The organism is Vibrio sp. ED002 (genome assembly GCF_023277445.1).
GTDB classification, from domain to species: Bacteria; Pseudomonadota; Gammaproteobacteria; order Enterobacterales; family Vibrionaceae; genus Vibrio; species Vibrio jasicida.
Genome location: NZ_CP080238.1, coordinates 3,213,215 through 3,236,748 on the forward strand (window position 1 = coordinate 3,213,215; position 23,534 = coordinate 3,236,748).

General features: G+C 45.0%; 22 protein-coding genes. 15 read left to right on the plus strand and 7 right to left on the minus strand.

Features of this window, described 5'->3' with window-relative positions:
- The first annotated feature begins 11 nt into the window (after positions 1-11).
- Both ITG12_RS14935 and ITG12_RS14940 read left to right on the plus strand, forming a co-directional pair.
- Entirely contained in the window at positions 12-596 is a 585-nt protein-coding gene (locus tag ITG12_RS14935) for an RNA polymerase sigma factor (RefSeq protein WP_038864633.1), read from the plus strand.
- Positions 593-1,255, plus strand: coding sequence for a ChrR family anti-sigma-E factor (locus ITG12_RS14940; RefSeq protein WP_038864634.1), 663 nt, complete (start codon positions 593-595; stop codon positions 1,253-1,255). The genes ITG12_RS14935 and ITG12_RS14940 overlap by 4 nt, the downstream gene beginning before the upstream one ends.
- A 63-nt stretch (positions 1,256-1,318) precedes the next feature.
- Here the strand turns inward: ITG12_RS14940 and ITG12_RS14945 are convergent, their stop codons facing one another.
- The 4 genes from ITG12_RS14945 to ITG12_RS14960 all read right to left on the minus strand — a co-directional run bounded on the left by ITG12_RS14945 (position 1,319) and on the right by ITG12_RS14960 (position 5,054).
- A complete protein-coding gene (locus tag ITG12_RS14945) occupies positions 1,319-2,671 on the minus strand; it encodes an MFS transporter (protein WP_038864637.1) in 1,353 nt (450 codons plus the stop codon).
- Between the two features lie 71 nt (positions 2,672-2,742).
- Positions 2,743-3,288 carry a peptidylprolyl isomerase gene (locus tag ITG12_RS14950; RefSeq protein WP_038864639.1) on the minus strand — a complete coding sequence of 182 codons (546 nt, stop codon included), beginning with the start codon at positions 3,286-3,288 and terminating at the stop codon, positions 2,743-2,745.
- Positions 3,288-3,857, minus strand: coding sequence for a YajG family lipoprotein (locus ITG12_RS14955; RefSeq protein WP_038864641.1), 570 nt, complete (start codon positions 3,855-3,857; stop codon positions 3,288-3,290). Before ITG12_RS14955 ends, ITG12_RS14950 begins: the two co-directional genes overlap by 1 nt.
- Positions 3,858-3,896: 39 nt before the next feature.
- Positions 3,897-5,054, minus strand: a complete 1,158-nt coding sequence (locus tag ITG12_RS14960) for a methyltransferase (protein WP_248873177.1) — start codon at positions 5,052-5,054, stop codon at positions 3,897-3,899.
- Positions 5,055-5,258: 204 nt separating this feature from the next.
- Here ITG12_RS14960 and bolA point away from each other — a divergent pair, with 204 nt between their 5' ends.
- The 9 genes from bolA to nqrM all read left to right on the plus strand — a co-directional run bounded on the left by bolA (position 5,259) and on the right by nqrM (position 13,307).
- A complete protein-coding gene (bolA, locus tag ITG12_RS14965; protein WP_005427328.1) occupies positions 5,259-5,567 on the plus strand; it encodes a transcriptional regulator BolA in 309 nt (102 codons plus the stop codon).
- A gap of 471 nt (positions 5,568-6,038) precedes the next feature.
- Positions 6,039-7,379, plus strand: coding sequence for a Na(+)-translocating NADH-quinone reductase subunit A (locus ITG12_RS14970; RefSeq protein ID WP_038864644.1), 1,341 nt, complete (start codon positions 6,039-6,041; stop codon positions 7,377-7,379).
- Positions 7,380-7,382: 3 nt separating this feature from the next.
- Complete coding sequence (locus ITG12_RS14975) at positions 7,383-8,624, plus strand: NADH:ubiquinone reductase (Na(+)-transporting) subunit B (protein ID WP_005436648.1); 1,242 nt, start codon at positions 7,383-7,385, stop codon at positions 8,622-8,624.
- Positions 8,614-9,399 carry a Na(+)-translocating NADH-quinone reductase subunit C gene (locus ITG12_RS14980; RefSeq protein WP_038864645.1) on the plus strand — a complete coding sequence of 262 codons (786 nt, stop codon included), beginning with the start codon at positions 8,614-8,616 and terminating at the stop codon, positions 9,397-9,399. The genes ITG12_RS14975 and ITG12_RS14980 overlap by 11 nt, the downstream gene beginning before the upstream one ends.
- On the plus strand, positions 9,399-10,031 hold the full coding sequence (locus ITG12_RS14985; protein ID WP_005436651.1) for an NADH:ubiquinone reductase (Na(+)-transporting) subunit D: 633 nt from the start codon (positions 9,399-9,401) through the stop codon (positions 10,029-10,031). Before ITG12_RS14980 ends, ITG12_RS14985 begins: the two co-directional genes overlap by 1 nt.
- Positions 10,032-10,038: 7 nt before the next feature.
- Entirely contained in the window at positions 10,039-10,635 is a 597-nt protein-coding gene (gene nqrE, locus ITG12_RS14990; protein ID WP_005436652.1) for an NADH:ubiquinone reductase (Na(+)-transporting) subunit E, read from the plus strand.
- Between the two features lie 33 nt (positions 10,636-10,668).
- Positions 10,669-11,892: an NADH:ubiquinone reductase (Na(+)-transporting) subunit F gene (nqrF, locus tag ITG12_RS14995; RefSeq protein ID WP_038864647.1), complete on the plus strand. Its 1,224-nt coding sequence runs from the start codon at positions 10,669-10,671 to the stop codon at positions 11,890-11,892.
- Between the two features lie 155 nt (positions 11,893-12,047).
- Positions 12,048-13,052 carry an FAD:protein FMN transferase gene (locus ITG12_RS15000; RefSeq protein WP_038864649.1) on the plus strand — a complete coding sequence of 335 codons (1,005 nt, stop codon included), beginning with the start codon at positions 12,048-12,050 and terminating at the stop codon, positions 13,050-13,052.
- Between the two features lie 21 nt (positions 13,053-13,073).
- Positions 13,074-13,307, plus strand: coding sequence for a (Na+)-NQR maturation NqrM (gene nqrM, locus ITG12_RS15005; RefSeq protein WP_005427386.1), 234 nt, complete (start codon positions 13,074-13,076; stop codon positions 13,305-13,307).
- Between the two features lie 69 nt (positions 13,308-13,376).
- Here nqrM and ITG12_RS15010 read toward each other — a convergent pair whose 3' ends face one another.
- Positions 13,377-14,591, minus strand: coding sequence for a diguanylate cyclase (locus ITG12_RS15010; protein WP_038864651.1), 1,215 nt, complete (start codon positions 14,589-14,591; stop codon positions 13,377-13,379).
- A 197-nt stretch (positions 14,592-14,788) separates the two neighbouring features.
- Between ITG12_RS15010 and dinB the strand changes: the two genes are divergently transcribed.
- Positions 14,789-15,817: a DNA polymerase IV gene (gene dinB, locus ITG12_RS15015; protein ID WP_042603798.1), complete on the plus strand. Its 1,029-nt coding sequence runs from the start codon at positions 14,789-14,791 to the stop codon at positions 15,815-15,817.
- On the opposite strand, the gene ITG12_RS15020 is transcribed toward dinB, so the two are convergent.
- On the minus strand, positions 15,814-17,739 hold the full coding sequence (locus ITG12_RS15020) for a RecQ family ATP-dependent DNA helicase (protein ID WP_248873178.1): 1,926 nt from the start codon (positions 17,737-17,739) through the stop codon (positions 15,814-15,816). The genes dinB and ITG12_RS15020 overlap by 4 nt on opposite strands.
- A gap of 91 nt (positions 17,740-17,830) precedes the next feature.
- On the opposite strand from ITG12_RS15020, the gene ITG12_RS15025 reads away from it, so the two are divergent.
- Positions 17,831-18,310 carry a GreA/GreB family elongation factor gene (locus ITG12_RS15025; protein ID WP_248873179.1) on the plus strand — a complete coding sequence of 160 codons (480 nt, stop codon included), beginning with the start codon at positions 17,831-17,833 and terminating at the stop codon, positions 18,308-18,310.
- 59 nt (positions 18,311-18,369) lie between these two features.
- Entirely contained in the window at positions 18,370-19,113 is a 744-nt protein-coding gene (locus tag ITG12_RS15030) for a YggN family protein (RefSeq protein ID WP_038864657.1), read from the plus strand.
- A 77-nt stretch (positions 19,114-19,190) separates the two neighbouring features.
- Here the strand turns inward: ITG12_RS15030 and ITG12_RS15035 are convergent, their stop codons facing one another.
- Positions 19,191-21,731 carry an Ig-like domain-containing protein gene (locus ITG12_RS15035; protein ID WP_248873180.1) on the minus strand — a complete coding sequence of 847 codons (2,541 nt, stop codon included), beginning with the start codon at positions 21,729-21,731 and terminating at the stop codon, positions 19,191-19,193.
- Positions 21,732-22,090: 359 nt separating this feature from the next.
- Here ITG12_RS15035 and ITG12_RS15040 point away from each other — a divergent pair, with 359 nt between their 5' ends.
- Positions 22,091-23,455, plus strand: coding sequence for a sodium-dependent transporter (locus ITG12_RS15040; protein WP_248873181.1), 1,365 nt, complete (start codon positions 22,091-22,093; stop codon positions 23,453-23,455).
- Positions 23,456-23,534 lie beyond the last annotated feature (79 nt).

A 23,534-nucleotide genomic window follows, 5' to 3' on the forward strand; every position in this document is an offset into this window, starting at 1 on the left:
TAAGGCCGATTATGATGAGTGAAAGCCCGCAGAAACTTGGGCGTAGCGATTGGAATGAATACATGGACAAGGTGAAGGCGCGGGATAAAAATGCGTTCGAATTTGTCTTTCGTTTTTATGCGCCTAAGTTAAAACAGTTCGCCTACAAGCATGTTGGAAACGAGCAAGTTGCTTTGGAGATGGTACAAGAGACCATGGCAACCGTTTGGCAGAAAGCTCATTTGTACGATGGTACAAAGAGTGCTTTATCCACATGGATTTACACCATAATTCGTAATCTCTGTTTTGATTTGCTGAGAAAGCAGAAAGGCAAAGACTTACATATTCATTCTGACGACATTTGGCCTTCAGATTATTACCCGCCTGATTTGGTTGACCATTACTCACCAGAGCAAGATATGCTCAAAGATCAGGTAGTCAAATTTTTAGACATACTGCCGAAAAACCAAAGAGAAGTACTCCAAGCGGTGTACCTTCAAGAACTGCCGCACCAACAGGTCGCTGAATTGTTCGATATACCTTTGGGCACTGTGAAGTCTCGATTGAGGTTAGCGGTTGAAAAACTGAGGCATTCGATGCATACGGAGCAATTATGAACAAACATCCAGATAACAACTTGTTAGAGGCGTACGCTTCGGGAAGCATTGATGCAGTTTCTGGTTTGGTGGTTGCCACTCACCTAGAAACCTGTTCAAAATGTCGGGCGTATGTAAACCAGTTAGAAGCGGCGCAGGCCGACGTAGTAATAGAAAGCTCGGTGATGGAATATGACGTCGAATTTGACAGTATGTTCAATGACATCATCACGGCTGAGCCAAAATCAGACAGCATTATCATAAAAGATGTTGCGCGAGTTGCCGTGGCTGGTAAAGATTTTAAGTTGCCGAAAACGCTGAGTCGTTTTTCTGATCTAGTCGGTGAATGGAAGAGTTACGGTGGTAAAGTCTACAGCGCACAGATTGATTTGGGCGAAGATGCACGTGTCAATCTTATGTACATAAGTGAAGATGTGAGAATTCCTCAGCATACACACAAAGGGCAAGAGTCGACGCTGGTTTTGCACGGTGGATTTAGTGATGAAGATGGCCACTACGAAGTGGGTGATGTACTTGTCAGAGATGCGTCTGTTAAACACAGCCCATTTACTAAAGCAGGTGAAGACTGTTTATGTTTAACCGTACTCACCGAGCCGATGATATTTACACAAGGCGTAGCAAGAATCTTTAACTTGTTTGGTAAAGGCATGTACCCTTAAACATTGCGGCAGACAAAATCAAAAAACCACCGAATCTCGGTGGTTTTTTTCAAGCATTTTTCTTTAATCTCTTTGCCTTGCTTTCTCAAGTAGCTCAGTAAAGTAGTGTCTGAGTGAATAAAGCATGATCAAACTAGGCACAACCATCAATGCGGTTAGTATGAAGAAAGTCGTCCAATCATTGAGATAATCCACCAGTTCCCCGCTGAAAGAGGCGAGGGTAGTGCGACCAAAGTTGCCAAGAGATGCAAGCAAGGCATATTGAGTTGCCGAGAAGGCTTGTCCGGTTAAGATAGTCAAGAAGGACACAAATGCAACAGTCGAGAATGCCGTTGTAAAGTTGTCGACAATGATCGTTGCCAAGTAAAGATGCTCGTTTGGACCCACTTTCGCAATCCAAGCAAACATCAGGTTACTTGCTGCCATTGCGATACCACCTATCATTAAGCCGCGTACGATACCAAACTTCACATTAAACATACTGCCGACAAAGGTGAACAACATGGTTGCGCCCCAACCAATCAATTTGGAGTAATAGCCAATTTGTTCATTGCTAAATCCAATTTCTTTGTAGAAGGCAATCGACATTCGACCTAAGAAAGCTTCACCAATCTTAAATAAGAAAACAAACAGCAATAGCGTGATAGCGACGCGAACACCATTTCGGTTAAAGAAGTCTAAGAAGGGCTCTACAACCGTTACGGTAAACCAAGCTACTACTTTAGAACCCACCACTTCTTTATGGCGTTGCTCAGCTTCAGATTGAAGTTGCTCTCGTTGGGTTTTCGGTTCACCGACCAACAGCGTAAAAATCATCAGTAAAATGACAATAAACGCCATTCCGTAGTAGACACCATTCCAACCGATACTGTCTGCATTGATAAAGGCTAGATACCCAGGGAGTGAGTAACCCGTCCACCAACCAATCACCGCCATAGCAGAAGCTTGTGGCAGTTTAGATTCTTCTGTTTTTGGGAAGGTATCGATACGGAAAGCATCAATAGCAATATCTTGTGTCGCAGAAGCGGTCGCAATGCAGAGTGCTAGTAATGATGCCAACACAAGATTCTCGGCAGGGTTTACACCGGCAATAAACAGCGTCGCTACTAACACGATACTTTGGCAAAGGAATATCCAGCTTCGACGTTGCCCAAGCAAACGATGCAAAATGGGCAGTTTAAGTCGGTCTACCAGAGGAGCCCACATAAAATTGATCGCGTAAACCGCGAACACGCTACCAAAGTAACCGATAGCAGAGAGCGTCAGGCCCGCATCTTTTAGCCAGCCAGACATATTAGATCCGATAAGGACCCAAGGGAAACCACTGGAACAACCCAGCATGAAAACCCAAAGTAGGCGTTTATCGAGGTAACTTTTTACCGTTTCCAACCAAGTGATGGAAGGTAATGAAGACATAAATCAATCCGTTAAAATAGAGCCACTAAAAGAGAAAGCCCTTCGAATATTCAAAGGGCTTATGGTTTTGGCTACTTGAGTAGAGTTGCTTTGGTAATGACGATTTGCGTCTCTGGGACATCGCGCATGCGACCGATAGACTTGGTTGGCTGCTTCGCCATATTCTGAATGACGTCAAAACCTTCCGTCACTTCTCCAAATACCGCATAACCAGGTGGGCGAGCACCATAGTTTAAGAAGTCATTGTCGACGAGGTTAATAAAGAACTGACGTGTTGCAGAATCAGGTGCGTTTGTACGAGCCATAGCGATCGTTGCTCGGTCGTTGTTCAAACCGTTGTTACCCTCGTTCTTGATTGGCGCGTAAGTTTTTTGCATCTGCATGTCTTGGTTGAAGCCGCCACCTTGCGCCATAAAACCAGGGATAACACGGTGGAAAATGGTACCTTCGTAACTGCCATCTTCCACGTATTTAAGGAAGTTAGCGACAGTAATAGGTGCTTTCTCTTCATTAAGCTCAACAGTAAAGTTACCTAGTGTTGTTTCAAACGCCACTTTAGGGCCTGCAAAAACACTGCAACTTAATAGTGCCAAAGAAAGAATCGCTTTGCGTAACATTAGAATCGCTCCTGCATGTATTGACGAAGCTCAGGATCGTTTGCGATTTCCTTCAGAGTTAAAGCCACGACATCATTCAATGTTTGTTCAATGTCTGAGTCTGAAGCGCTAAGTGTGCCTGAGCGTTTAGCTGTACCAGTATAGGTCTTAACTAACTTGCCTTGCGGAGTTTCTGCGGTGATTTCAAGAATCACTTTCGCGTCCATCTCGTTTTCCATCACAGAATGTTTAACGTTGACTAGCGCTTCTTGTACTTCTAATTGAATAGAATTATCGCTGTTTAAATCCGAGTGAAAACCTTGAGAAGAGAACTGTTTCTCTAGCGCCTCTTCTAGCGAAATACGTAGGTTTTGCTTGGCATGGATTGGCAGAATGTTAGAGCGTCCGTTATCGACAAGTGCAACGTATTGCGCTGCACGAACGTCTTTACTGGTTAAGCTGTACGTCTTGCCTTGCACGATCGGGTTAGTGCTTAGTGTCGATTCAGCCTGTAGGTTCAGTTGTGGTTGTTGTGGCGCTGAACATGCAGCAAGCAAGGCAACCGAAGCCGCGAGTACCAGTTTTCTCATTTTATTATTCCTTTTAAACATGTTGCTAAAGTCAGGACTTTATTGCTTTGCGCCTAATTTAGCAGGATCTTTTGTTGCCTGTAAAATCACGAACTTACTGTTAGAAGCGACTAGTTTCACATTTTTATCGCCAAACAGACGTTTTAGCTTCGCATCGTAACCAAGGTGACGGTTACCTATGACTAGTAATTTGCCACCTTTGTTCAAAATTTGTTTAGAGTCGCAGAACATCTGCCAAGCGATATGGTCGGTTACTGCTTGTTGTTGGTGGAATGGCGGGTTACACATCACCATGTCAGCACTATCAGGGTTAAAACCATCTAAACAGTTATTTGCAATGCATTGAATGTCGTAAGGTTCGCCTAGGTTATCAACTAAGTTTTGTTTAGCTGACTCGATAGCCATAAAGCTTTCATCCACACTCGTTAGGCGGGCTTGAGGGTTTAATTGGCCCATTTTCACTGATAGCACACCGTTGCCACAGCCGAGGTCTATGATGTGTTTCAACGTTGGATCTTGAGGTAGGTGTTGAAGCATAAAACGTGCACCTAAGTCCAGACTTTCGCCTGAGTAAACATTTGGTAGGTTTTTCAGTTGAATGTTTTCTCCATCTACTCCCCAAACGGTCATCGGATCGACTTCTATGACTGGCAGTGCATTAGCATTAGAAAGCACCAAACGATGTTTTTTCCACGCGAGAGACGTTTTTGTCTCACCTAAGTGTTTTTCAAACAATTTAAGTGTTGAAGTGTGAATCTCTTTTGCTTTGTTGACGGCAATAATTGGGCAAGAGTCAGGTAGCGTTTTACGTAGTTGACTTAATAACCAAACTAGGTGGCGATTACTTTTTGGCAATTGCATCAAGACCAAGTCTGTATTCTCAGGGATATCGTCCATCGTAGTGAGAAAGGCGACTGGCTTACATTGGTTATCTTCGAGGTTTTGCTGTGCACCCTTGTGTGAGATGAAGGAGTCACTCATGAGGGTGACATTGTGATTGTCCGAAAACCAACATGCCAAAGCGCCGAAGCTATCGTTAATAACAACAATGTTTTGGTTATCTGGTATTGCTAACTCTTCCACGTGATTGATGAGGTACTCATCCCCCGCATCCCATGCTTGAAGAGTCTCGTTAGAGCGCTTAGGGAAACGATGAAGCGATAGGCTTCTCTCGTGAAGATTCAGTTCGGTTTTCATAGCTAAACGTAAGTCAATTTGGAAATAAGTGATTATTGTCGCAAATGATGAGAGCTCAAGATACAAAAAGCTGTCAAATTTACTGATTTTCACAGGCTTTTGCTAAATCATGGCACATTGAAAGAGAGGGGAATATGAGTTCGCTTATTTAATTTGCCAATCGAGAGTATATACTTAGCGAATTGGCATCGATGAGGATGAAATATGATCCAAGAAATCATAGAAAAGAAACTGCATAGTGAGTTGCAACCTAATTATTTGAAAGTGATCAATGAGAGTTACATGCACAACGTTCCACCGGGTTCAGAAAGTCACTTTAAAGTGATAGTGGTCAGTGATGCATTCGCTGGTCAGCGCCTCATTGGGCGTCACCGTCAAGTACACACTGTACTGGCTGATGAACTTGATAATCACATTCACGCATTGGCGATTCACACCTACACCAATGAAGAATGGAAACAAGAGCAAGACGGTGCACCAGATAGTCCGATGTGTATGGGTGGCGGTCGTTAGAGTGTGATTAAAACACTGATTTAGAAAGATGGTTTCGACCATCTTTTTTTGTTTTACATCTTTACGGGATTAAAATGTGGCACAAATGAAGGTTAAAAAATGTGTTAACAGTGTTTCAACAAATGAATGAAAATTAACGCATGTTTCAAAGCGTGAATGTTTTATTTCCTTAGCAGATGCAAGGGATTTGGCATTTGTGCGATGGGTCAAAGTTATGACTATTCTTTAACCTTTTACACTCGATTCTACCGAAATAAACCCTCCTTTCCTAAGATTGGTCATGGCATCAAGTTCCTAAAAAATGCTAGACTACCGCACCTGATAAATCTCGCCTAATATTTGTGACGAGATAATTAATAGGATGTTGCGATTTTGATGTTTTAAACAGCATCGAAACCGGACACTGATGTCGTGTCTAAAAGTTACGCAATCAAAAGAATCTTTTTCCCGATAAAAGTAGTGCAAGTGCGTATGATTACAATAAAGAAGGGCTTGGATCTTCCTATCGCAGGAACTCCATCCCAGGTGATTAATGATGGTAAGACCATCAAAAAAGTCGCCTTGCTTGGCGAAGAGTACGTTGGCATGCGTCCTACCATGCATGTCCGCGTTGGTGATGAAGTGAAAAAAGCGCAAGTTCTTTTTGAAGACAAAAAGAACCCTGGCGTTAAGTTCACAGCACCAGCAGCCGGTAAAGTGATCGAAGTTAACCGTGGCGCTAAGCGTGTTCTTCAATCTGTAGTGATTGAAGTGGCAGGCGAAGAGCAGGTAACATTTGATAAGTTCGAAGCAGCTCAACTAGCAAATCTAGATCGTGAAGCGATCAAGACTCAACTGGTTGATTCTGGCCTTTGGACCGCTTTACGTACTCGTCCGTTTAGCAAGGTTCCAGCAATCGATTCAAATTCTAAGGCTATCTTTGTAACTGCAATGGATACTAATCCACTAGCAGCTCAGCCTGAGTTGATCATCAATGAACAACAAGAAGCATTCGTTGCAGGTCTAGACATTCTTTCAGCCCTGACAGAAGACAAGGTTTACGTATGTAAATCTGGCACTAGTTTGCCACGCTCTTCTCAGTCTAACGTAGAAGAACACGTCTTCGATGGCCCTCACCCAGCAGGTCTTGCTGGCACCCACATGCATTTCCTATACCCAGTAAATGCACAAAACGTGGCTTGGAGCATCAACTACCAAGACGTTATTGCGTTCGGTAAGTTATTCCTTACTGGTGAGCTATACACAGATCGTGTTGTATCTCTTGCTGGTCCTGTAGTGAATAACCCACGTCTTCTTCGTACTGTTGTAGGTGCTTCTCTTGAAGACCTAACTGACAGCGAATTGATGCCAGGTGAAGTTCGTGTGATTTCAGGCTCTGTACTTTCAGGTACTCACGCGTCTGGTCCACATGCTTACCTTGGTCGTTACCATCAGCAGGTTTCTGTCCTGCGTGAAGGTCGTGAGAAAGAACTGTTTGGCTGGGCTGTTCCTGGTAAAAACAAATTCTCAATCACGAAATCTTTCCTTGGTCACATCTTTAAAGGTCAGTTGTTCAATATGACAACAACGACTAACGGTAGTGATCGTGCAATGGTTCCAATTGGCAACTACGAACGTGTAATGCCACTTGATATGGAGCCTACTTTGCTGCTTCGTGATCTATGTGCAGGCGATACTGACAGTGCTCAAACACTGGGTGCGCTTGAACTGGATGAAGAAGATCTAGCATTGTGCACCTTTGTATGTCCTGGTAAATACGAGTACGGTCTGCTACTTCGTGAATGCCTAGATACCATTGTGAAGGAAGGGTAATCCATGCTTAAGAAATTCATAGAGGATATCGAGCATCATTTTGAACCAGGCGGCAAACACGAAAAATGGTTTGCACTGTACGAAGCAGCGGCAACGCTTTTCTACACGCCAGGTCTAGTAACAAAACGTAGCTCGCACGTCCGTGATAGCGTTGACTTAAAACGTATCATGATCATGGTTTGGTTCGCGGTATTCCCAGCAATGTTCTGGGGTATGTACAACGCGGGTGGCCAAGCTATCGCAGCACTTAACCACATGTACGCTGGTGATCAACTAGCGACAGTTATCTCTGGTAACTGGCACTACTGGCTAACAGAAATGCTTGGCGGCACCATAGGTGCTGAAGCAGGTGTTGGCAGTAAAATGCTACTAGGTGCGACTTACTTCCTACCAATCTACGCAACAGTATTTATTGTTGGTGGTTTCTGGGAAGTGCTTTTCTGTATGGTGCGTAAGCACGAAGTTAACGAAGGTTTCTTTGTAACTTCTATTCTATTCGCACTTATCGTTCCACCAACGCTACCTCTATGGCAAGCGGCACTAGGTATCACATTTGGTGTTGTTGTAGCTAAAGAGATCTTCGGTGGTACTGGTCGTAACTTCCTTAACCCTGCACTTGCAGGCCGTGCGTTCCTATTCTTCGCTTACCCAGCTCAAATCTCGGGTGACGTAGTATGGACAGCAGCTGACGGCTTCTCTGGTGCAACTGCTCTTAGCCAATGGGCTCACGGCGGTAGCGGCGCGTTGATCAACAACATCACTGGCGCTCCTATCACTTGGATGGATGCTTTCATCGGTAACATCCCAGGTTCAATTGGTGAAGTATCGACTCTAGCTCTAATGATTGGTGCAGCGATGATCGTATACATGCGAATCGCTTCATGGCGCATCATTGCGGGTGTAATGATCGGTATGATTGCAGTGTCTACGTTGTTCAACGTGATTGGCTCTGACACCAACCCAATGTTCAACATGCCTTGGCATTGGCACCTAGTTCTAGGTGGTTTTGCATTCGGTATGTTCTTCATGGCGACGGACCCAGTATCAGCTTCATTTACCAACGGTGGTAAGTGGTGGTACGGCATCCTTATCGGTGCAATGTGTGTGATGATCCGTGTAGTTAACCCAGCATACCCAGAAGGTATGATGCTGGCGATTCTATTCGCGAACCTATTCGCACCTCTGTTCGACCATGTAGTTATCGAGAAGAACATCAAGCGGAGACTAGCACGCTATGGCAAGTAATAACGACAGCATTAAAAAGACGCTGGGTGTTGTTATCGGGTTGAGCCTTGTTTGTTCAATCATCGTATCAACAGCGGCAGTAGGCCTGCGTGATAAGCAAAAAGCTAACGCTGTCCTAGATAAGCAATCAAAGATTGTAGAAGTTGCTGGCATTGAAGCTGACGGTAAAAAAGTACCTGAGCTATTTGCTGAGTACATTGAACCTCGTCTAGTTGACTTCAAAACAGGTGATTTTGTCGAGACTGCAGAAGACGGTTCTACAGCAGCTAACTATGACCAACGTAAAGCAGCGAAAGATCCAGCAGAGTCTATCAAGCTAACAGCTGATGAAGACAAAGCTAAGATCCTACGTCGTGCTAATACAGGTATCGTTTACCTAGTGAAAAGCGGTGATGAAGTATCTAAAGTTATCATCCCTGTTCACGGTACAGGTCTTTGGTCAATGATGTACGCATTCGTTGCGGTTGAAACTGACGGTGACACTGTGTCTGGTATCACTTACTACGAGCAAGGTGAAACTCCTGGACTTGGTGGTGAAGTAGAGAACCCAGCATGGCGTGCTCAATTCGTTGGCAAGAAACTATTCGACGAGAACCACAAACCAGCAATCAAGATTGTTAAAGGTGGTGCTCCAGAAGGTTCTGAACACGGCGTTGACGGCCTATCTGGTGCGACACTAACTGGTAACGGTGTTCAAGGTACATTCGACTTCTGGTTAGGTGACATGGGCTTTGGTCCATTCCTAGCAAAAGTTCGTGACGGAGGTCTGAACTAATGTCTAGCGCACAAAACATTAAAAAGAGCATTATGGCACCGGTGTTGGATAACAACCCGATCGCGTTGCAGGTTCTTGGTGTATGTTCTGCTCTTGCAGTAACAACTAAACTAGAAACAGCATTTGTAATGACACTAGCGGTAACATTCGTAACCGCACTGTCGAACTTCTCTGTTTCTTTAATCCGTAACCACATTCCTAACAGTGTGCGTATCATCGTTCAAATGGCGATCATCGCATCTCTAGTAATCGTGGTAGACCAAGTGCTTAAAGCATACCTATACGATATCTCTAAACAGCTATCTGTATTCGTAGGTCTGATCATTACGAACTGTATCGTAATGGGTCGTGCTGAAGCATTTGCGATGAAGTCTGCGCCAATCCCATCTCTAATTGATGGTATCGGTAACGGTCTTGGTTACGGTTTCGTTCTTATCACTGTTGGTTTCTTCCGCGAGCTGTTTGGCTCAGGCAAACTATTTGGCCTAGAAGTACTACCTCTAGTGAGCAACGGTGGTTGGTACCAGCCAAACGGCCTGATGCTACTTGCACCATCAGCATTCTTCTTAATCGGTTTCATGATCTGGGCTATCCGCATTATCAGACCTGAACAAATCGAAGCGAAGGAGTAAGGACGTCATGGAACATTACATCAGTCTGCTAGTTAAATCGATTTTCATCGAAAACATGGCACTGTCTTTCTTCCTAGGTATGTGTACTTTCCTTGCCGTATCTAAGAAAGTTAAGACCTCTTTTGGTCTGGGTGTTGCAGTAGTGGTAGTACTTACTATCGCGGTTCCTGTGAACAACCTAGTTTACAACCTAGTTCTAAAAGAGAACGCGTTAGTTGAGGGCGTAGACCTTAGCTTCCTAAACTTCATCACCTTTATCGGTGTAATTGCGGCACTTGTACAGATTCTAGAGATGGTTCTTGACCGTTTCTTCCCACCTTTGTACAACGCGCTTGGCATCTTCCTACCGCTGATCACAGTAAACTGTGCGATCTTCGGTGGTGTATCTTTCATGGTACAACGTGACTACAACTTTGCTGAATCTGTTGTTTACGGCTTCGGTTCTGGTGTGGGCTGGATGCTAGCAATCGTTGCTCTTGCAGGTATCCGTGAGAAGATGAAGTATTCAGACGTACCTCCTGGTCTACGTGGTCTTGGTATCACGTTCATCACTGTAGGTCTGATGGCGTTAGGCTTCATGTCTTTCTCTGGTGTTCAACTGTAAGTCGGGTAAACCGCATTAATTAAGGAATAGTCAATGGACATTATTCTTGGTGTAGTGATGTTTACTCTGATCGTACTTGCGCTAGTACTAGTGATTCTTTTCGCTAAGTCTAAGCTTGTACCAACAGGTGACATTACAATTTCTGTGAACGATGACCCTTCACTGGCGATCGTTACACAACCAGGTGGTAAGCTACTATCTGCGTTAGCTGGTGCTGGCGTATTCGTATCTTCTGCTTGTGGTGGCGGTGGCTCATGTGGTCAGTGTCGCGTAAAAGTTAAATCAGGTGGTGGCGACATCCTACCTACCGAGCTTGACCATATTACTAAAGGTGAAGCACGTGAAGGTGAGCGTCTAGCATGTCAAGTTGCAATGAAAACTGACATGGACATCGAGCTTCCTGAAGAAATCTTCGGCGTTAAGAAGTGGGAATGTTCAGTTATCTCTAACGATAACAAAGCAACATTCATCAAAGAGCTTAAGCTACAAATCCCAGATGGCGAATCAGTACCTTTCCGTGCTGGTGGTTACATCCAGATTGAAGCGCCAGCTCACCACGTTAAATACGCTGACTTCGATGTACCTGAAGAGTACCGTGGTGATTGGGATAAATTTAACCTGTTCCGCTACGAGTCTAAGGTAAACGAAGAAACGATCCGTGCGTACTCTATGGCTAACTACCCAGAAGAACACGGTATCATCATGCTTAACGTTCGTATCGCGACTCCGCCGCCGAACAACCCAGACGTACCACCTGGTATCATGTCATCGTTCATCTGGTCTCTAAAAGAAGGCGACAAGTGTACGATTTCTGGTCCATTCGGTGAGTTCTTCGCGAAAGACACTGACGCTGAAATGGTATTCGTTGGTGGTGGTGCAGGTATGGCTCCAATGCGTTCTCATATCTTCGACCAGCTAAAACGTCTGCACTCTAAGCGTAAGATGTCATTCTGGTATGGTGCACGTTCTAAGCGTGAAATGTTCTACGTAGAAGACTTTGATGGCCTAGCGGCTGACAACGATAACTTCGTATGGCACTGCGCTCTGTCTGACCCTATGCCAGAAGATAACTGGGATGGTTACACAGGCTTCATTCACAATGTTCTTTACGAGAACTACTTACGTGATCACGAAGCACCAGAAGATTGTGAATACTACATGTGTGGTCCACCTATGATGAACGCTGCTGTAATCGGCATGCTAAAAGATCTAGGTGTAGAGGATGAAAACATCCTACTAGATGACTTCGGTGGTTAATCCCTCTAAGTGATTGAATCTATGGCTAGCTCTGTAAGAGCTAGCCATTCTTTTTTGTAAAATACAAAATGATATTCAACAGTTGCTATAGGAAATCGGTTTATCTCAAGAGAACCCATTTTCCATATCAATTTAACAACAATAGGAGTAAACAAGTGAGTAAATGGCTTGTTGCATTCGCTTCTCTATTGGTTTTAGCTGGCTGTGACCAACCAGCAGATCAAATTCATCTAAGTGGCCCAACAATGGGTACGACTTATAACATCAAATACATCGAGCAAGATGGTTTACCAAAACCAGATGTCTTGCAGGCAGAGATTGATCGCTTACTTGAAGAAGTGAACGATCAAATGTCGACATACCGTGAAGATTCAGAGCTGAGTCGATTTAATCAGCATCAAACCAGTGAACCGTTTGAAGTCTCGCCACAAACCGCTACGGTAGTGAAAGAAGCGATTCGTCTTAACGGTCTTACTTTAGGCGCACTTGATGTAACGGTAGGACCATTGGTTAATCTTTGGGGGTTTGGCCCTGAAGCGCGCCCTGATGTGGTGCCTTCAGATGAAGAACTGGCGGCACGCAAAGCGAATACTGGCATTCATCATCTTTCCGTTGAAGGTAACAAGATGTCAAAAGACATCCCGAACCTATACGTGGACCTATCGACTATTGCCAAAGGTTGGGGGGTGGATGTAGTAGCCGATTACTTGCACTCTCAAGGCATTCACAACTATATGGTGGAAGTTGGTGGTGAGATGCGCTTGAAAGGCCTTAACCGCGAAGGTGTGCCATGGCGCATCGCGATTGAAAAGCCAACTGTTGATGAGCGCTCAATCCAAGAAATTATTGAGCCTGGTGATATGGCAATTGCAACAAGCGGTGACTATCGTAATTACTTTGAGAGCAATGGTGTGCGATACTCTCATATCATCAATCCTCAAACAGGCAAACCTATTCATCATAAGGTAGTGTCTGTAACGGTACTGGATAAGTCGTCGATGACAGCTGATGGCCTTGCTACTGGTATTATGGTGCTAGGTGAAGACAAAGGCATGGAAATCGCGAATGAAAATAACATCCCAGTTTTCATGATTGTGAAAACGGACGATGGTTTTAAAGAACTGGCTTCGGAAGCATACAAGCCGTTCATGAAGAAATAACAACTTAGTGAGCATGTCCCAATGAGTACATTTCTAATTACTTTTGCTGTCTTTGTTGCGGTGATTGCCGCGATGGCAGTTGGCTACATCTTCCAGAAGAAGGTAGTGAAAGGCAGTTGTGGTGGTCTTGGTGCGGTAGGCATCGAGAAGGTATGTAACTGTCCTGAACCATGTGATGCACGTAAAAAGCGTGAAGCTCGTGAAGCACTACGTGCTGAAAAACTTGCTGCATGGGAAAAAGATCGCATTGCTTAATATGTGAATCCTAGACAGAAAAACCCAGCTTCGCGCTGGGTTTTATTTTTTCTGAGCAGTGAATGTTCGTTACTGGTAAATGGTCTGATTTCGGCCATTCCCTTTTGCTTGATACAGCCGGTCGTCCGCTACCTTAATCTGTTGGTCAAGGTTGCCGTCGATGTTTGATACTCCAACGCTAATCGTTACTTGAATACTCTCGTCCTGATAAGGTACGGGTGTTTTCTCTACACGTTGACGCATTTGTTCCAGTCGATTGACGAATTCATCATAACTGCCACAAGATTGTATACAGAACTCTTCACCACCAAAGCGTGCAATCACGTCTTCTGGGAAATAGATCTTCAGGATATTCGCTACCATCACCAAGGCTGCATCCCCGCCGTCATGCCCGTAATTATCATTCACCTTTTTGAAGAAATCGATATCTAGCATCGCGATGTTGCGCTGTTCACATCCGCAACAAGCTTGACCAAATAAAAATCGACGATTCCATAAGCCAGTTAATGAATCTTGGTTGGCCATCCGGAACAATTCGGTAGTCGCTTCTTTCATGTCTAAGATTTGATGGACACGACAGAAAAATTCCTCTTGGTTGAAGGGTTTATATAAAAAGTCGTTAGCGCCAGCCTTCAGAAAGCGTGCGGTCATGGTGTGGTCGTCACTGCCAGAGATGCCTAGGATAGCCAGTTGGTTTTTATCCAGCTTTTGGCGCAGTTCTCGGATCATAGTGATGCCGTCTTTTACCGGCATGTCATGATCTGTCAAAACCAAGGTGATGTCGGGATTTTGCTCGATGAGCTCAATGGCTTTTTGTCCATTTTCGGCTTGAAGCGTTTGAATGTATTGATGTTCTAATAGCTGAACAACATGGTGACGAACGGTCATCGAATCATCAACAACTAAACATTTGTGGTGCTGGTTATTGGTCAAGCGCTTAAGCAATGGCAGAAGATAAGAGACAGATGCCATGCTGTCTTTCAGGATGTAGTCCAATACACCTTTTGCCAACATTTGCTCTCGAATATCTTCCTGAAACATGGCTGTCAGCACAATGACCTTATGTTTACAAGCAAGGAGGAGGTCGATGATCTCTCCATCCTGTGCGTCCGGCAAACAATAGTCGAGAACGGCACATAATAAGTCATGTTCATTCATCAAAAAGGATTTAGCTTCTTCAAAACTCTCTACGGCAAGCACTTCATAACCAGCTTGGCTTAAGATTTGATGCAAATAATTTCTGAAGGCGCGACTGTCTTCGACAACCAGTATTTTCTTACTCAAAGAAGTGTCCCTACTTTTAGTGTTACTTGCATCAATAATAACGAAATGTGAATACAGTGCTATCAATAATTCAGATTATTGACTCCAGATAACACTATTTTCAAAGCGGCTATTTATGGCTATACTGTTTTTTTAAACAGTATTTGTTTTGTGTGTAGATCGTGCTTGAAAGAATAAGAAAAATAATTCACGTTGATATGGATTGTTTCTATGCTGCCGTTGAGATGCGCGATAACCCAAATTATCGGGGAGTCGCCCTTGCGGTTGGTGGGCATGAAAAGCAGAGAGGCGTTATCAGCACGTGCAATTACGAAGCACGTAAGTTTGGTGTACGCAGTGCAATGCCAACCGCAAGAGCATTACAACTATGTCCGAACCTGCTTGTGGTTCCGGGGCGCATGCACGTGTATAAACAAGTTTCTCAGCAGATTCGTGCCATCTTTGAGCGTTACACGCAAATCATCGAGCCTCTCTCTTTAGACGAAGCTTATCTCGATGTCACGGACTCATCAGCATGTCGAGGCTCTGCAACTTTAATTGCCGAATCGATTCGCCACGATATACATGTTGAACTGGGATTGACCGCATCAGCGGGCATCGCACCGATTAAGTTTCTTGCCAAAGTAGCCTCTGATATGAATAAGCCAAACGGTCAGTTTGTGATCCCGCCCGATAAAGTTCAGGAGGTGGTGGACAAACTTCCACTCGAAAAAATTCCTGGAGTAGGCAAAGTCAGTTTGGAGAAGCTTCATCAAGCTGGGTTCTACTTATGTGAAGATATTAAAAACAGTGACTATCGTGAACTGCTGCGTCAGTTCGGGCGTCAAGGTGCTTCGTTATGGAAACGCAGTCACGGTATTGACGATCGTGAAGTAGTGGTAGAGCGTGAACGTAAATCAGTTGGTGTTGAGCGTACGTTTAGCGAGAACATCTCGACTTACGATGAATGCTGGAAAGTAATAGAAGAAAAACTCTACCCAGAATTAGAAAAACGGCTAGAGAAAGCCAATCCAGATAAATCGATCATCAAGCAAGGCATCAAGCTCAAGTTTGCTGACTTTCAACTTACGACGATTGAGCACATTCATCCCCAGTTGGAACTAGAGGATTTCAAGGTGCTGCTGCGTGATATTCTTAAACGCCAAAATGGTCGAGAAATTCGTTTGCTGGGCTTGAGTGTGATGCTCAAGCCCGAAGCACAAGCTCGTCAATTGAGCTTTTTCTAGGATCGAGCGATTTCCACTTGTTTCAATACTTGCTCGAAAGAGACATTCGCCATTGCTCCATAACCTTGCAATTTGCTCGCTTTTAACTGAGTGATAAGTGGCGTACTAATGCCACATAAAAAGCGAGAAACCGCTGCATTACTGACGGCGGTAGGTGATAGTTGGATGAATTCGTTAATCCATGCTGATAGGTGAGTGAGTTCAGGTATTTCATTTTGAGAGCTTGGAAACGTAGCGACGTGCCCGCGACATACTGAGCAGTGACCACATTGCGTGGGTGCATTGTGATCAGCGAAGTAATGGGCCAGTTGATGACTCAAGCAATCTTCAGATTGGAATAAATTCAGCATGGTATGGATACGTTCAATATCCTTGCGTTCTTTGGATTGAAATAATTCAACCAAATGCTGAGCGAGTCCGTCTTGGCTTTGAGTTTCTGGAAGGACAGAATACACATCTGTTAGTTGTTTGCTTTCCAGCTCAATCCAGCCGTTTTGATGGAAGTAATCCAAAGCCGCAACCACTCGACTTCTCTCCGATTGGTAATGCATCCACAGCGCTTCCAAATCAACCTGACACCAAACTTTGGCCCTTGTCGAACAGGTAAAAATAGCCTCAATAAACTGGCGACGTTCACCGTGAAATTGGTTGAGAATGAATTGCTGATCTTGCAAAAACTTGAAGCGATATTCAGCAAAATAACTGTATTTTGCGGTAATAACTTGGGCGAGTTCCAAATAAACTAGCAGTGTCTTTAATGGCAATTGACGAATGTTACTGTCTCGAGATAAACGCAAAGCCATTACTTCCCATTGAGGAGCATGCTCGCGAATTTGCTCCAACACATAATGAATTGAGCTCGGTTCTGGGGTATCACCAAACACAAAGTTTTCTAGGACGGTTAAGCCCGAAGTATTCCCAAGTAAAATGCATTCTGAATGCTCGCCATCACGCCCTGCACGTCCAATTTCTTGCGCGTAGTTCTCGATTGACTTAGGTAAGTCAAAGTGAATTACTCGGCGAATGTCGGATTTATCGACTCCCATACCAAACGCGATGGTCGCGACAATGCAGTCAATTTGTGACGCCATAAATTGATGTTGAATCTGTTCGCGGATTTCGCTTTTCATGCCAGCGTGGTAAGCATGTGCATTGACGCCTAAATGGATCAAAGACTTTGCCACTTGCTCGGCGGTTTGCTGCTGTGTCACGTAGACGATGGTCGGAAGTTTTGGTGCAGCCGTAATAAGATCGCCAAGTTGAGTGGGCTTATTCGCTTCTTCACAAGGAATAACGGAGATATTAAGGTTAGGGCGATAAAAGCCAGTCACTGTAATGTGTTCACTCGCGATATTGAACTTCTTCTGCATATCTTCAATAACCGCAGGGGTTGCAGTGGCGGTTAACAATAGAGATTGTTTGATGTTGAGGTCTTGCTGATATTGCGGAAGTTTGAGGTAATCAGGGCGGAAGTTGTGGCCCCATTCAGATATACAGTGCGCTTCATCGACCACCATTAAAGAGATAGGAACTTGACGAATAAACTCTCGAAAGCGCTCGTTCTTCAAGCGTTCAACCGAGATCATCAAGATTTTAATCTTGCCACTTTTTACGCCCGCCATTACTTGTTGAGTTTCTTCGCGACTTTGGCTGCTGTCCACTGATGCCGCAGGAATCCCTCGACTTTGTAAAAAGCTTAATTGGTCTTTCATTAAAGCCAAAAGCGGCGAGATCACTAACGTTAGATTGGGTAGCAAAGTCGCGGGCAGTTGGTAACACAGTGATTTACCTGAGCCAGTCGGAAAGATTGCGGCAGCGGAATGACCACTCATCACAGCTTCAATGACGGGTTGCTGTCCTGATCGTAAAGAATCAAAACCAAACACAGACTGAAGTGTTTGCTGAAGTGGGTCACTTTGCATAATAGGGAAACCTCTATTTGATGGTAAACTGTCGCAGAAAACGATTCTTTAAATTACCACATTCTAAATGCTTAATGCGCGCCCTAAAAGTATGAACAAAGCTGACTTAGTCCAAATTATCATTCAACACTTAGAAGAGAAGCTGCAAGTTGCTCACGCCTCTACACAGCGAGCTATTGACGCTGCGACAGATGAAGAAACTGTCCCTGAGCATAAATACGATACGCTAGCACTTGAGGCATCTTATCTTGCGCATGGACAGGCAATGCGCGTGCAAGAAAGTGAAGAAGAGCTTCGCCAGTACCGCACTCTTGTGTTGCGTGATTTTGTTGATGCTCGTATCGCGGTTGGTGCTTATGTGGAATTAGTGGACGAGAACGATGTTGAAAAAGCCTTCTTTATCGGCCCTCGCTCTGGCGGACTGACTGTCGAATGGCAAGGCAAAGAGGTGTTTGTACTTACCCCTAAATCCCCTCTTGGTCGTGCTTTGATGGGTAAAGAAGAAGGGGAGGACGTAGAGATGAAAATTGGCAATAAAACAACTTGTTATGAAGTCGTGACGATTTGCTGACATCCCACCCATAGGTGGCTGTTATAGTTAAACAGAATAATCATGAAAAAGAGAAAGTAATGAAGAAACTGCTCACGCTCTCCTTGTTGACTATCAGTGCCAGTGGCTACGCAGCCCAGTGTCGCGTTGATATTAACAACGAAGTTCGTATGGATGGTCAGAACTTAGAAATCGTACATGCCAATGGTGAAAAAGCGGTCGTCGATGAAGACAATAACTTGTTCATCAAAGGTGAAATGATCGAGCTAGACGATGATCAAAAAGCGGCAATTGAAAGTTACCGCGAGAAGATGAATGCTTATATTCCGCAAGCGAAACAGCTGGCGAGTGATGGCTTAGCCCTAGCAAATGACATCATCGATGATATCGCAGTAAGCCTTGATGCGCCTGATTCGTTTGATAACGTTAAGGTTGCGGTAAAGGATTTCTTTGCCGATGTAGAAGCCCGTTACTACAAAGACGGTGATTTTATTCTGCCTGCTGACAGTTTTGACTCGATGACAGAATCATGGTCACAAGACTTCGAAAAGGCACAAGAAATCTTTAACAAAGAATTCCTAACCAGCGCATTTGACGCTTTGTCTGCCAAGATGAAAGAAGACGGTGGTTTGAACTTGACTGCGCTGTCTGAAAGCATGACGGAACTGCAAGCCAAGGTACAAGAACGCTTAGCTGAGCATTCGAAAGACGTCGAAAAACAAGCGGAAGATTTGTGTGAATCACTGGATGATATGGCAGGTGAAGAGCAAGATCTGCTGAAGAAGATCCCAGCGTTAAAAGATTACCAAGTCTTCACGATTTAATTCGCGAAACACAAATAACAAAGAGCGCCTGCTATCGGCGCTCTTTTTACATGGGTACTATTCAGTATCTATACGAGTTATTCCGCATTCATCTGAGTTAACTTATCGCCTACTGGTTTTGAGAAGTTAAAGCCATCGTGTTCATCCCAATTGATTGACCATGTCATCACACCAGCGTAGTTCGGGTAGTTGAATGCTGGTTTCACTGTGCCACATGAAGTGCCTTTGGTTAAGCAATCTAATGCGTCTAGGATGTTCTGTGTTGGCGCCTGACCTGAGTTAGCTGAACTTGGACCCGACGGCAAGCCAATCGCGACTTGGTCATCACGCAGTGGCTCAAACATGGTGCCGTCTGCTAATTCAAAGCCTTCAATCAACATCTTAGATTGCGCCACCATCATATCCACTGAGCCTTCTGGTGCCGAGCCAGACATGTATGGGTTTGGCAGGCCGCCGTTGTTGTATAACTGAACATGTAGTAGGTCGAGTGTACTGCGTGTCTCGTTAATCACAGGAATGTATGCGCCCCAAATACCGCTATAAGCAATGTAGCCACCTTGTACGTAAGGGTGCTCAGGTGCCATGGTTAGGTACATATCGCCGCCCATGTTCTGCTCGATTTGCAACAACGCACCACCTAAACGAGCTTGGATTTGCGAACCATGCAGCAGGTTAGATCCACTTTCTAGATCCACATCTAAACCATCAAAACCCCACTCAGCAATCAATCCGGTCAGGCTCGATACGAAGTTTGCTTCATCTTGGTCTGTGTTGAGCGTGATTGTGCCTTCTGCGCCACCAAGAGACAGAACAAACTTCTTACCTTTAGCTTGCAGAGCGGCCATGTCTTGCTTGAATTGAGTTGGGTCTAGCGCAGGACAATCACTATAGATGTCACCAGAGTACAGGTTGAAGTGCACGGTACCATCGCTGTTACGGTCGTTTTCTGCAAAGGCAATATCAATCACATCCCATGCATCAGACATGTCAGCGAGGCGGATAGGACAGCCTGCACCGTTCACGAAGTTGTGCCAGTAGCCAATCAACTTATGACGTTTCTCAGTTTGTTCAACAACCGTAATCGATGCCGCATCAGAAAGCGCTGTTGTACCTGCAAGGTCGGTAGCTTGAGCGCTTACCGTAAAGCTACCAATCGCGGCAGGTGTCCAGTTCGCCGAGTAAGGTGCCGTCGTGTCGGTTGCGACAATTGCACCGTTCACCATAAAGTCGACGTGTTTCACGGCAGAGGTTAGTGAGGTTGCATCTGCGCTTAGAACGAGATTCTTACCTAAACCGACGGTTTGACCTGCACTCGGTGACGTCAATGAAATCACCAAATCTTGGTCACTCACAGTCACGTTAACGACAGACTCGGAGGTATTGTTATCGTTGTCTGTGGCAACGGCTTTTAGTTGATTGGTACCAATCAGCGTTGCACTCCACAAGACTGAGTATGGTGCTTGAGCAACCACACCTAAACTGGTGCCATTGGCGAAGAACTCCACTTGAGTCACGTTACCGTCTGCATCATTGGCATCCGCCGAGACTTCAACACTGTCACCTGCGAGCAAGACTTGTCCTTCGCTTGGTGCGGTAATAGCGACTTGAGGCGGTGTCGAACAAGCACCTAGCCCAGTCCACGCATCCTGCCAGTACAAACCTTCACCCGGCTCATAAGCCCAGGCTGCATCAGAAGAACACCAGCCTGCAACATCACAGCGATATTTCTGGTTGAGATTAGAGACGAGTGCACCTGCTTCATAGCGGTTACCTGCCACATAAGGCACGGCGTCTGCACAACCGCCAGAACTAGAGTCGCTGACGACGAGCGAGACTTCTTGGCTCATGGTTGACAGGTTCGAATCATCGGTTGCTTGCGCTTTGAAGGTATGAGTACCGACTGCCGCCGTCCAGACATATTCATATGGAGCCGCAGTATCGACAGCCACGGATTGGTTGTTTACGAAGAACTCAACTTGGGTGACTAAACCATCGCTGTCTGCTGCATCGGCCGTTACCGAAATAGTGTCACCTACACTTGGTGTTTCTGTACCTGTTGGGCTCGTTAGAGAAACGGTTGGAGGTGGCAATTCGGTTTGTGGTTGAACGAAGATAGAAACATTGGTTGTGGTTCCCGCACCTTCGTTGTCGGTGGCGATTGCCGTTAACTGAGATACACCCTCTACTGCTGTCCAGTTAGCTTGGAAAGGGGCTTGGCTTACCATTGCAACAGTTTGATTCCCAGCAAGGAACTCTACTTGAGCCACTTGCCCATCTTCATCAGCAGCATTGGCTAATAGCGTTATTACGCTGCCTTCTGGTATCTGTGCGTTATCGGTTGGAGAAGAGAATGAGACTGTTGGAGGTAGGTTTGTACCGCCATCATCACATTGCCCAAGGCCTTTCCAAGCCTCCCATGGTCCCGAGTTGTTTACCGGATTATTGCCTTGGGTCCAATAGGCCGCTTCATAAGCTGCGCCTTGGGTCCGTACTTGATCGCCAGAGTTATAAACGGTGGTACCATCCCATGCTGATAAATTTTGGCAGTTATAAGCTTGAGCTTGGTAGCTGACACTGAGTGCCGCGATGACCGCACCATGCAGTAGCGTGACCTTCATTTTTCTCTCCTTGAGTTACAAGATGTTCTGTTGAACTAATTAGATAACTAGTTGATAAATAGACATCAGGAGAGAAATTCGAAGCGTTATGTTTCACTTTTCAACACGAAATCACGTTGAACTATTCGTACTTTACAACTCGGCTCATTATTTTTCGGCTCACTTCACGCTGATTTATAAATTCATCAAAAAGACAAAAAACGATACTTGGCGAATATGAGATGTACGTGGAAATTTACAAACTGAATGTCTGCTAATTGATCTGATTGTCGAGTAATTAACCTAATGACTCTTGTTGAGTAGAAGATATTGCTATACTGTACTAGTTAGCTAGTTCATTGATATTTTGTGTGAGTGGTATGACACAACAAACTTCTTCTCAGCCTCGTGAGCATTTTGGCTCACGCCTTGGATTCATCTTAGCGGCAGCAGGTGCTGCAGTGGGTCTAGGTAACATTTGGGGCTTTCCTACCCAAGCAGCAAGTAACGGCGGTGGTGCCTTCTTGTTGGTGTACTTGGTGATGATTCTTATCGTTGCATTCCCAATGCTGGTGGTTGAAATGGCGATCGGTCGTCATGGTCAAGCAAACCCAGTAGACAGTATGCGTTCTCTAACAGACAACCCTGTGGGCAAGAAGCTTGGCGGCTTAGTTGGTTGGATTGGCCTGAGTGTGCCAAGTGCGGTTTTGGCGTTTTACTCGATTGTAGGCGGCTGGTTGATCTGCTTTATGTTGGGTGCAGTGACCGACATCATGGGCATGGAAGCGGCGACACAATGGTTGAAAGGCTTCAGCGTTGAACGCAACTTGTTTGGTACGATTACATTTTATGTATTAACCATTTTGATCGTACAAGGCGGCGTGAAGCAGGGCATTGAGAAGTGGTCGACACGTTTAATGCCAGCACTGTTTGTTCTGTTCGGTTTGCTGTTCATCTACATCATGACGCAAGACGGTGCGATGGAAGGTTTGAAGCACTACCTAGTGCCTGATTTCGAGAAAGTATGGGATCGCAAACTTATCCTTGCCGCAATGGGGCAAGGCTTCTTCTCACTGACCATCGGTGGCTGTTCGATGCTTATCTATGGCTCTTACCTAAGTAAGAAAGAGAACCTGCCGAAGATGGCGATGAACGTGACTATGGTCGATACCGCAGTTGCCTTTATTGCTGGTCTAGTGGTGATGCCAGCAATGTTCGTTGCGATGCAAAAAGGCGTTCAAATCTATGCAGAAGATGGTTCGCTATTAAGTTCAGATACATTGGTATTTACAGTTCTACCGCTGATGTTTGATAGCTTAGGTTTGCTTGGCCAACTGTTCTCAATCGTGTTCTTCTTACTGCTGACGATTGCAGCACTGACGTCATCTATCTCGATGCTTGAATGTCCGGTTGCTCTGGTTGGTGAGCGATTCAACACTAAACGCAGCACGACAAGCTGGGTATTGGGTGGCCTGATTGCGCTGTTCAGTGTGGTTATCGTATTTAACTTCGGCGCACTATTTGGCATGGTTGCGACTATCGCGACGCAATATTTACAACCGATGGCAGCACTGTTGTTCTGTCTGTTTGGTGGTTGGGTATGGAATCGTCACTCGAAAATCAAAGAGCTTGAACAAGGTTGTCCTGAGTTCACCCAAGGTTGGTTTGGTAAGTTGTGGCCTGCATACGTGAAGTTTGTTTGTCCGATTCTCGTGGCGACTGTTATCTGGGCTTCGTTCGGCTAATAAGCTGACTCAAAACATAAAAGAAAAGGGCTTGATGAATGCATCAAGCCCTTTTTTCTATTCGTGTTTTTGCTATCCG